Origin of the sequence: Mesorhizobium sp. M7A.T.Ca.US.000.02.2.1 (assembly GCF_003996995.1) — a bacterium.
Classification (GTDB): Bacteria; Pseudomonadota; Alphaproteobacteria; order Rhizobiales; family Rhizobiaceae; genus Mesorhizobium.
In genome coordinates this window covers 1-10001 of the sequence record NZ_RZTT01000226.1, presented here as the reverse complement: position 1 = coordinate 10001, position 10001 = coordinate 1, and the positions used below count along the sequence as shown (strand labels likewise).

Sequence of the window (10001 nt, the reverse complement as noted above, 5' to 3'; positions counted from 1 at the left end):
ATGATCGCCATTGCCACGACGGCGCCGCAAGCGACGGTCGAAGCGCTGCAGCAGGCGCATGGCCGCAACGCGGTGGCGGCAAAGGCGGAAGAGATGCTGGCCGGGATTGCACACATTCTTGTGCTCGAACTCGGTGTGCGGCGGCTGGTCGTCGCCGGCGGCGAGACCGCCGGTTCGGTGGTCAAGGCGCTCGGCATCGACCGCATCGCCATGGGTGCCTATGAGGGGCCGGGACTGTCGCGTGCCACTGCCCACCTCCCCGGCCTGCCATCCGAGCCGCTGGCGCTGATGTTGAAATCGGGGAAGCTCGGCGGCCCGGATATTTTCGCCGACGTCCTGCAAGACATGACACGGGCGACCACCGTCGCGCCGGCGATCGATATATGGCCACCGGCAAAACCTGTCATGCGGCCAACCACAGGAAAAGCATCGTAATGGACACCGAGACTGCACGCGCCAGCCTGATCACCGCGACGCAGACGCTGGACGCCAGCGGGATGAATGTCGGCACCACCGGCAACATCAGCGTGCGGACGACAAGCGGCATGATGATCACGCCGACGGGAATAGCTACAAGCGCGCTTCGGCCGGAGCAGATGGTGCCGATGCAACTCGATGGCAGCTGGGAGGGGGCGTTCCGGCCGTCGAGCGAATGGGAAATGCACGCCGAGATCTACAAGGCTTTCCCCGAGGCCGGTGCCGTCGTGCATGCCCATCCCGACCATTGCGTGGCGCTATCGTGCCTGCGCGAGGGACTGCCGCTGTTCCATTACATGGTCGCTGGTTTCGGTGGCGATGATGTGCGCTGTTCGGACTATGCGCTGTTCGCGTCAAGCGAACTGGCCAAGGTTGCCGTCGTCGCGCTCAAGGACAGGTCGGCCTGCCTGCTCGCCAATCATGGCATGATCGCTTTCGGCGGCGATCTCGACACGGCGCTCATCCGCACCATCAAGCTCGAGACCTTGGCGCGGCAATACCTTCTGGCGCGCAGCGCCGGTACACCGGTGCTCATCGAGGGCAGCGAGATAGCCGCCATTCGGGGGCGGTACAAGAATTACGGCCAGCAGAAGTAGCCGGCCGAGCAATTCCGGGAACGGCTCTTCGCGCTCTTGAAGTGAAGAACCACTCAGTCGTCGACCCGCAAATGCGAGACGAGGGCTGCCACGTTCCGTGGAAGATCAGGCGGGGATCGGTTCGGCTGCAGGCGCATAGACGCTGACAGCCCCGGAGCCGATCAGTTGGTCGATGGTCTCGGCGCTGTAGCCGAGCACGTCGGCCAGCACGGCTTGCGTGTCCTGGCCCAGCATCGGCGGCGCGGTGAAGTCGGCGGTCAACTGCGCGGCAAGTCCCTGCGCCGGGCGCACCATGGCGACGGAACCGAGATGCGGATGCGGCAAGGTCTGGACGAGGCCACGTTCGCGCACATTGGGGCTATCGAAGACTTCCGGTATCGATTTTACCGTGCCGGCCGGCACGCTGGCGGCGGCACAGGTTGCCATCCAGTGGTCGCGTGGCTTGGTCTTGAAGGCAGCCGCCAATTCGGGGATCAAAGCCTCGCGGTTGGTGGCGCGCGCCCCTGCCTTGATGAAGCGCGCATCCCTAGCCAGATGCGGGAGTTGCACGACCCGCTCGCACAGCGCCGCGAACTGGCGGTCATTGCCGACCGCCAGCGCGAAGCCGCCGTCGGACGCCTCGAATATCTGATAGGGGACAACCGTCGGATGCGCATTGCCGTAGCGGGCGACCTCGCGGCCGGTGTTGAGGTAACCGCTGCCGACATTGATCAGCAGGCTGAGCGCGCAGTCGATCAGCGACAGGTCGAGGAACTGGCCCTTGCCGGTCGTCGCGCGCTCGTAAAGCGCTGCCAGGATCGACTGCGTCGCGACCATGCCGCAGACGATGTCGGTGATGGCGACGCCGACGCGCATCGGCTCGCCATTGCTCTCGCCAGTGATGGCCATCAGGCCGCTTTCGGCCTGCATGACGAAATCATAGCCGGGCCGTCCGGCATCGGGTCCGGTCTGGCCGTAGCCGGAGATCGAGCAGTAGATCAGCCGCGGGTTTGACGCGCTGAGTTCCTTGAAGCCGACGCCGAGGCGCTCGGCGGTGCCGGAGCGGAAATTCTCGACGACGATGTCGGCCTTCGCCGCCAGCTTGCGCACGATCGACAGCCCCTCCGGACTCTTCATGTCGAGCGCGATGCTTTGCTTGCCGCGATTGGCGCAGAGATAGTAGGTCGAGACACCCTTGTAGCTCGGCACCGACCACGCCCTGGTGTCGTCGCCGCCGTCGATGTTCTCGATCTTCCAGACCTCGGCGCCGAGATCAGCCAAGCTCATCGTCGCCCATGGACCGGCCAGCACGCGCGAAAGATCGAGGACCTTGATGCCTTCGAGCGGCAGGCGCGCGGATCCTGCCGTACCGGCATTCTCGGAATGGTCCTCAGTCACGATCAAGATTCCTTCGGGTGAATTCGGCAGGCCAATCACACAGTCTTGAACGTGTTGACCGGCTCCGGAAAATGACAGGCGACGCGATGCGAACCGCCAGCCGGATCGAGCGGCGGTTCGACGGCTGCGCAGATCGCCTGTGCCTTGAAGCAGCGCGTGCGGAAGCGGCAGCCAGATGGTGGGTTGAGCGGGCTCGGCACGTCACCGGTCAGCACGATGCGCTCGCGCTTGCGCTCCTTCTCGGGATTGGCGAGCGGCACCGCCGACAGCAGCGCCTGCGTGTAGGGATGCAGCGCCCTCGAATAGAGTTCGGCCGCGGGTGCGATCTCGACGATCTTGCCGAGATACATCACCGCGACCTGGTGCGAGATGTGGCGCACGACCGAAAGATCATGTGCGATGAACAGATAGGATGTGCCGAAGGACTGCTGGATATCCCTGAGCAAATTGAGCACGCCGGCCTGCACCGAAACGTCGAGGGCCGAAACCGGTTCGTCGAGGATCACCACTTGCGGGTTGAGCGCAAGCGCGCGGGCGATGACCACACGCTGACGCTGGCCGCCGGACAGTTCATGCGGATAGCGCTTGCCGTGATCGGGATTGAGCCGCACGAGTTCGAGCAGTTCGGCAACCCGCGCGCGGCGGTCGGCCGCCGACATGTCGCTCATGCGCAGCGGCTCGGCGACGTTGTCGGCAATGCGCATGCGCGGATGCAGCGACCCGTACGGGTCCTGGAAGACCAGCTGGATGTAGCGCCGCATCAGGCGCATGTCTTCGTGATTGAGCGCGAGCAGGTTCTGGCCACGGAACCAGCTTTCGCCGCTGGTCGGCTCGATCAGCCGCATCAGGCAGCGCCCGAGGGTCGACTTGCCGCAACCGGATTCGCCGACGAGGCCCAGCGTTTCGCCCGGCGCCAAGTCAAAGGACACATCGGCCACCGCACGCACATGGGCAACCGCGCGATCGAAGACGAGGCCACCGCGAACCGGAAAATCCTTGACAAGATGGCGCACGGAAAGCGCTGCCGCCGGCTTGGTTTCGACTTGAGTTTGCTCCACTGCGCTCATGGGGCCATGCTTCCACTGTCCAGTTCTGCCGCCGCCAGCGAGGCGCTATGGAAGGGCGGCAAGGTCGTCGCGAAATGGCAGGCCGAGAAGCGGCCGCCTATGTCGTGCAAAGGCGGATCCTCGGTCCTGCAGCGTGCCTCGGCATAGATGCAGCGCGGATGGAAGGCGCAGCCGCCCGGCAAGCGCCCAAGTGCGGGTGGCGAGCCATCGATCGAAAACAGCCGCTCGCGGCTTTCCTCGAGATTGGGGATTGAGGCAATGAGGCCGCGCGTATAGGGATGGCGCGGGTCGGCGAACAGCTCGGATACGCCAGCCTGTTCGACGACACGGCCGGAATAGACGACCGCGACGCGGTCGGCATGACCGGCGACGACGCCGAGATCATGGGTAATCAGCACCAGGCCAAGGCCGAGCCGCTCCTGCAACGAACGCAGCACTGCCAATATCTGCGCCTGCACCGTCACATCGAGCGCTGTGGTCGGTTCGTCGGCGATCAGCAAATCGGGATCGTTGGCGACGGCCATGGCGATGACCGCGCGCTGGCGCATGCCGCCGGAGAATTCGTGTGGATACTGGTTGACCCGGCGTTCGGGCTGCGGGATCGCCACCAGATGGAGCAATTCCACCGCGCGCGCCATGGCCTGTTTGCGGGTCACGCGCTGATGCAGCCTGACCGCCTCGGCGATCTGGGCGCCGACAGTCATCACCGGGTTCAACGAGGACAGCGGGTCCTGGAAGATCATGGCGATGCGCGCGCCCCTGATCTTGCGCATCTCGCGCGACGGTTTGCCGACTAGTTCGTCGCCGTTGAAGCGGACCGAGCCTGTGACCACCGCGTTCTTTGATGTGAGGCCGAGCGCGGCAAGCATGCCGACGGACTTGCCCGAGCCGGACTCCCCGACAATACCGACCACCTCGCCCTTGGCGACATCGAGGTCGATGCCGCGCACCGCTTCGAAGTGACTGCCGGCCCGCCGGAATCCGACCCGCAGGCCGCGTATGGACAGCAGCGGCTCACCTTTGCCCGCCTTGTCGACTGCACCCGGCGGCGCTGTAGATATCTGTGCGCTCATCGCTTAATCCGACCTTGGATCGAGAATGTCGCGCAAGCCGTCGCCGATGAAGTTGAAGCCGAGCACGATGGTGAGGATGGCGACGCCCGGACCGAAAGCGATCCACCATTGGTAGAAATGGACGGCGCCATCGGAGATCATCGACCCCCATTCGGGCGTCGGCGGCGTGGCGCCGAGACCGATGAAGCTGAGCGACGCGGCAAGCAGCACGACCTGGCCGAGATCCATCGTCGCGCTGATCAGCACCGGGGTCCAGCAAAGCGGCAATATGTGTGTGAGCAGCACGCGGCGCGGCCTGGCGCCGGCGGCGATCGCCGCCTCGACATGCTCGCGCTCCTTCACCTCCAGCACCTGCGCCCGCATCAGCCGGGCGTAGACGGGCCACCAGACGAGCACCATGGCGATGGCCGCATTGCCGAGGCCCGGCCCGAGCGACGCCGCGACGGCCATGGCCAGCAGCATAGGCGGGAACGACAATGTCACGTCGACAAGCCGCATGATCGCCGCGCCGGTCAGGCCACCGACGAAGCCAGAAATGGCGCCGAGCAGCGAGCCGATAACGACGGCCGAGACGACAACCAGAACCGCGATCGGCAGCGAATGCGCCGCCCCGTGCAAGGTGCGGCTCAAGACATCGCGGCCGAGCGCATCGGTGCCCAGCCAGTGCGCCCAGCTCGGCGGCTGCAAGCGGCGCGCCACCATTTCGAGCGGATCGAATTGCACGACCAGATTGGCGAAGACGGTCATGAACAGCCAGAACAGGATGACGACCGTGCCGATGACCAATGGCGCGGTCAGCCATTCAGGAACAGCGGCGGAATGGGATTTGGTTGTGACCGCCGACATCAGCTCAACCTCACGCGCGGATTGGCCACCACGTAGAGGATGTCCGTGATGAGGTTGGTGACCAGGAAGGCGAGGCCGCCGACGATGGTGACGCCGATGATCGCCGGGAAGTCGAGCGCGCGCGCCGCCTCGACGGCATAGGAGCCCATGCCGGGCCAGGAAAAGATGGTTTCTGTCAGCACCGCGCCGGTGATCAGATAGGCGAAGGAATAGCCGATGACGGTCAGGGTCGGCACCATGGTGTTGCGCAACGCATGGACGATGACGACGCGGGCTTCGCTCGCGCCCTTGGCGCGCGCGGTGAGGACGAACTCGCGGCTCATCACATCAAGCATGTTGGCGCGCACCAGCCGCGATATGGTGCCGGAAACCGTCCAGCCGAGGACGAAGGCCGGCAGAAGCAGGTGCCAGAGCGCGTCCTTGAAGACGGTCCAGTCGCCAGCCAGAAGCGAATCGATGGTGAGGAAGCCGGTGATGCCGGGCGGCAATGCCAGGCGGGCATCGACCCTGCCCGGCCCCGGCAGCCAGTTCAGCATGACGGAGAAGATGAACAACAGGCCGAGCCCCGACCAGAACACCGGCAGCGAAGAGCCGAACAAGGCGAACAGCCGCGCCCCATGGTCGATCAGGCTGTTGCGGAAATAGGCGGCTAGCACACCAAGCACGATGCCGAGCGTGGTGCCGAAGATCATCGCAGCGAAAACCAGTTCGAGAGTTGCCGGCAAGCGGTAGAGAATGTCGGTACCGACATTGCGCTTGGTGATGAAGGAGGTGCCAAGATCGCCGCTCAGCAGATTACCGAGATATATCATATAGCGTTCCGGCAAAGGACGATCGAGACCCCAGCGCGCCTTGGCGGCGGCCACCACTTCGGGGTTGCTCATCTGCTGTTCGGCGACAATCGCGGTCAGCGGATCGCCCTTGGTCACCGTAGTGATCAGGAAGGCGATGGTGACGATGCCGAGCACCAGAAACGGCATGGCGATAAGCCGGCGCAAAATATAGCGAGACACGTGGCTACCTTCACAAGGAGGGGCTTCGTAAGATGGCACAGGGCGCTTGGAGATGCCATCGAGGGAAGCATATTGACAGTGGGGGAAAGCGCCTGTCAATATAAATGGAATTTAATTTCATTTTTGATCGATTGCGCCGGCGGCACCGGCCCGACAGGCGGACGACGCCGCCAGAAAGACCAGCAGCGTGCGCAAGCGAGCCACCAGGGACGAGACGGAGCTTGAAGGCGAAGGCGGGCAGCTTTCGTCGTCGCTGGTGCGCGGGCTCGGCATCCTGCGCGCCTTCCGGCCGGGCGACGCCTCGCTCGGCAATCAGGACATCATTGCCCGCACCGGCCTGCCCAAGGCCACGGTTTCGCGCATCACCTATACGCTAAGCGCGCTTGGCTATCTCCTCTACGACAAGGACCTCGGCCGCTACAGCCTGGGACCAGCCACCGTGGCGCTGGGTTATTCGGCACTGAGTTCCAGTGCGGTCGTCCACGTCGCCCGGCCGCTGATGCAGCCGCTGGCCGATTTGACGGGGGCGGCGGTGGCGCTCGGCACCCGCGACAGCCTGAACATGGTCTATCTGGCCAATTGCCGGTCGGAGAGCCTTGTCACGCTGCGCCTCAACCCGGGCTCCTATCTGCCTATCTGGAAGACATCGATGGGGCTGGCCTATGCGGCGGCACTTTCATCCGAGGAGCGTGCCCGCCTTGTGGAGGCTTTGCAGGAGGCCGAGCCGGACAGGGCGGCGATGATCGGGGCGGCGATCGACGATGCGATCGCCCAGTATGCAGACAAGGGCTATGTGACGTCGTTCGGCGCCTGGCACAGCTACATCCATGCAGTCGGCGTGCCGTTCCGTCCGAGTGACGGCTCGCCGCTGGTTGCCATCACCTGCGGCGGCATCGGCGAAATCATCACGGAAGAGCGCGCGCATGCCGAGATCGGACCGGCGCTGGTGGCGATGGTGAAGGCGCTGGGCAGAGAGCTTGAGGGAAATCCCAGGTAACGGGATTGGCCCAGACGATCGGCCTCGCATGCCGGCTTGAACTCGCCTGATGGTGACCGCACAGTCGCAGTCGATGGTATGGCGGTCGTGTGCCGTCATCGTCCATCGGGTTGAGATGATGGGGAAAATAGGATGCCGATGAATTTTACAGGGCGGTTCAGCGGTCGAGCGGCGGTGATCACCGGCGGCGCATCGGGCATCGGTCTGGCAGTGGCTCAGAGGATTGTCGAGGAGGGCGGACGGGTTTCAGTCTGGGATCGCGATCCGGCTCAGATCGAACAGGCCAAAGCCACCCTTCCCGGCCTCCACGGTGTTGCTATCGACGTCGCCGATGCGGCCGGCGTGGAACGCGCCAAGCAGTCGGCGATCGAAGCGCTTGGCGGTGTCGACATCCTGGTCACCAGTGCGGCGATCACCGGGCCGAACATGACGACCTGGAACTATTCGGCCGAGGATTGGCAGAAGGTCATCGACATCAACATCAACGGCGTCTTCTACTGCAACAAGGCGCTCGTGCCGCACATGCTCGAGCGCAACTATGGCCGCATCGTCAACATAGCCTCGATCGCCGGCAAGGAAGGCAATCCCAATGCCTCCGCCTACAGCACCTCGAAGGCCGCGGTGATCGGCCTGACCAAGTCGCTCGGCAAGGAACTGGCCAAGACCAAGGTGACGGTCAATTGCGTCACACCGGCGGCCGTGCGCACCGCTATCTTCAAGCAGATGAGCCAGGAGCACATCGACTTCATGCTGTCCAAGATACCGATGGCGCGCTTCGGCGAGGTCGAAGAGGTGGCGGCGCTGATCTGCTGGATTGCCTCGGAAGAGTGTTCGTTCACGACCGCCGCCGTATTCGACGTTTCCGGCGGCCGCGCCACCTACTGAGGCAGGACGCATTTCAATTCCGCGTGACGACGCAACGAACGGGAGCGTAGGGGCGTATAGTCCCAGGCGTCGAATCGACGTTGACGCAACAAAGCTATACGGGAAAGCTATGACGCGGCATGACAGTTCAGCATGCGTGATGATCTGCCGGTGCGGGGCAACTGGTTGGCGGTTGACGGGCGTTGCAGCCATCCGGCGGGAGCTTGTTTCCTTTGCTTAGAGCCGAGCCTGCCGCGCTGTCCGACGACGAGCTTCTGGACCGCTATCAGCGCGCCGCCTTCGACTATTTCCTCGAGAACGTGAACCCCGAAAACGGATTGGTCGCCGACACGTCGCGGCCGAATTCGCCGGCCAGCATCGCTGTCGTCGGCTTCGCGCTGTCCTGCTACCCGATCGGCGTCGAGCGCGGCTGGATGGCGCGCGATGCCGCCGCGAAGCTGACGCTGGCCGCGCTGCGCTTCTTCTCGGCCAGCCCGCAAGGCCATAGCGACGACGTCACCGGCCACAAGGGTTTCTACTACCATTTCCTCGATATGCGGACCGGCCTGCGCGTCTGGCGCTGCGAACTGTCGATGGTGGATACGGCGTTGCTGATATCGGGCATGCTGGTGGCGGGCGCCTATTTCTCCGGTGACGATGACGAGGAAGCAGAAATCCGCCAACTGGCCGAGGCGCTCTACCGGCGCGTCGACTGGCGGTGGGCACTAGGCTCAAGCCCGACCTTGCGACAAGGCTGGAAGCCGAAGAGCGGCTTTCTCCACTATGGCTGGGAGGGCTACAACGAAGCCACGATCCTCTACATCCTGTCGATGGCTTCGCCCGACAGCCCGACCTCGGACAACAGCTATGAGGGCTGGACGGCGACCTATCAGTGGGAAAACATCTACGGCTACGACGTGCTGTATGGCGGTCCGCTGTTCATGCACCAGTTCTCGCATGCCTGGATCGATTTCGCCGGCATCCGCGACGCCTTCATGCGCGAGAAGAACTCGGACTATTTCGAAAACAGCCGCCGCTCGACCTATCTGCACCGCGACTATGCACGCCACAACCCTTACGGCTATGGCGGCTACGACGAGAACCTTTGGGGTCTTTCGGCGGGCGACGGGCCAGGCGGTTTTCGCACCAGCGTGGAGCGACAGCGCCGGCGGTTTTCCGGCTATGCCGCGCGCGGCGCGCCGTTCGGGCCCGATGACGGGACGATCGCGCCTTGGTCCTATCCGGCATCACTGCCTTTCGCCCCGGAGATCTGCCTGGCGGCGTTGCGCCATCTCGGTGATCGCTACCCCGAGGTGATCGGTAATTTCCGACTGCCGAGCGGTTTCAACCCGACATTGGCGAACCGGCGTAAATTCGGGAGGCACGGCTGGGTGTCGGAAGGCCACTATGGGCTGGATCAAGGCATCGTGGTGATGATGATCGAGAACCATCGGTCAGGGTTGATCTGGAGACTGATGCGGTCAAATCAACACATCCGCAACGGCCTGCGGAAGGCCGGGTTCAATGGCGGCTGGCTGTCTCAGCCAGCAAGCCCGGCGTCGGGTGGCGGCGATGTCGCGTGACCGGACCAGGACTACCGCCTTTCCTGTCGATCACAACGACATCGAGCTGATCAAGGGCGCCCATCCGCCGCACTGGAAGAACCCGCAGCCGGACGATCCCTACAATAT

The 10001-nt window shown here is 64.2% G+C and carries 10 protein-coding genes; 5 read left to right on the top strand and 5 right to left on the bottom strand.

Going from position 1 to position 10001, the window contains the following annotated elements:
* A partial coding sequence (locus EOD15_RS20630) for a nucleotide-binding domain containing protein (protein ID WP_281035569.1) occupies positions 1-435 on the top strand: 435 nt, incomplete at its 5' end.
* Entirely contained in the window at positions 435-1073 is a 639-nt protein-coding gene (locus EOD15_RS20625; RefSeq protein WP_127322881.1) for a class II aldolase/adducin family protein, read from the top strand. The genes EOD15_RS20630 and EOD15_RS20625, both read left to right, overlap by 1 nt.
* Before the next feature lie 105 nt (positions 1074-1178).
* Here the strand turns inward: EOD15_RS20625 and EOD15_RS20620 are convergent, their stop codons facing one another.
* Genes EOD15_RS20620 through EOD15_RS20600 form a run of 5 tightly spaced genes read right to left on the bottom strand, consistent with a single transcriptional unit; the run spans position 1179 to position 6449 of the window.
* Positions 1179-2450, bottom strand: coding sequence for a CaiB/BaiF CoA-transferase family protein (locus EOD15_RS20620; RefSeq protein ID WP_127322880.1), 1272 nt, complete (start codon positions 2448-2450; stop codon positions 1179-1181).
* A gap of 35 nt (positions 2451-2485) precedes the next feature.
* Positions 2486-3517: a dipeptide ABC transporter ATP-binding protein gene (locus EOD15_RS20615; protein WP_127408778.1), complete on the bottom strand. Its 1032-nt coding sequence runs from the start codon at positions 3515-3517 to the stop codon at positions 2486-2488.
* A complete protein-coding gene (locus EOD15_RS20610; RefSeq protein WP_127320084.1) occupies positions 3514-4590 on the bottom strand; it encodes an ABC transporter ATP-binding protein in 1077 nt (358 codons plus the stop codon). The genes EOD15_RS20615 and EOD15_RS20610 overlap by 4 nt, the downstream gene beginning before the upstream one ends.
* Before the next feature lie 3 nt (positions 4591-4593).
* On the bottom strand, positions 4594-5436 hold the full coding sequence (locus tag EOD15_RS20605) for an ABC transporter permease (protein WP_127320086.1): 843 nt from the start codon (positions 5434-5436) through the stop codon (positions 4594-4596).
* On the bottom strand, positions 5436-6449 hold the full coding sequence (locus EOD15_RS20600) for an ABC transporter permease (RefSeq protein ID WP_127320088.1): 1014 nt from the start codon (positions 6447-6449) through the stop codon (positions 5436-5438). The genes EOD15_RS20605 and EOD15_RS20600 overlap by 1 nt, the downstream gene beginning before the upstream one ends.
* Positions 6450-6636: 187 nt before the next feature.
* Between EOD15_RS20600 and EOD15_RS20595 the strand changes: the two genes are divergently transcribed.
* The 3 genes from EOD15_RS20595 to EOD15_RS20585 all read left to right on the top strand — a co-directional run bounded on the left by EOD15_RS20595 (position 6637) and on the right by EOD15_RS20585 (position 9893).
* Positions 6637-7446, top strand: coding sequence for an IclR family transcriptional regulator (locus tag EOD15_RS20595; protein WP_127320090.1), 810 nt, complete (start codon positions 6637-6639; stop codon positions 7444-7446).
* A 132-nt stretch (positions 7447-7578) separates the two neighbouring features.
* The gene (locus EOD15_RS20590) at positions 7579-8331 is read left to right on the top strand and encodes an SDR family NAD(P)-dependent oxidoreductase (protein WP_127320092.1); all 753 of its coding nucleotides are present in this window, start codon (positions 7579-7581) and stop codon (positions 8329-8331) included.
* 212 nt (positions 8332-8543) lie between these two features.
* Positions 8544-9893 (top strand): glucoamylase family protein, encoded by a 1350-nt coding sequence (locus EOD15_RS20585; RefSeq protein WP_127320094.1) that lies wholly within the window; start codon positions 8544-8546, stop codon positions 9891-9893.
* The last annotated feature ends 108 nt before the right edge of the window (positions 9894-10001 follow it).

Excerpts from the sequence above, each read along its gene's own strand:
- EOD15_RS20625 (WP_127322881.1), top strand. The coding sequence starts at position 435 with ATGGACACCGAGACTGCACGCGCCAGCCTGATCACCGCGACGCAGACG.
- EOD15_RS20590 (WP_127320092.1), top strand. The coding sequence starts at position 7,579 with ATGCCGATGAATTTTACAGGGCGGTTCAGCGGTCGAGCGGCGGTGATC.
- EOD15_RS20610 (WP_127320084.1), bottom strand. The coding sequence starts at position 4,590 with ATGAGCGCACAGATATCTACAGCGCCGCCGGGTGCAGTCGACAAGGCG.
- EOD15_RS20615 (WP_127408778.1), bottom strand. The coding sequence starts at position 3,517 with ATGAGCGCAGTGGAGCAAACTCAAGTCGAAACCAAGCCGGCGGCAGCG.
- EOD15_RS20605 (WP_127320086.1), bottom strand. The coding sequence starts at position 5,436 with ATGTCGGCGGTCACAACCAAATCCCATTCCGCCGCTGTTCCTGAATGG.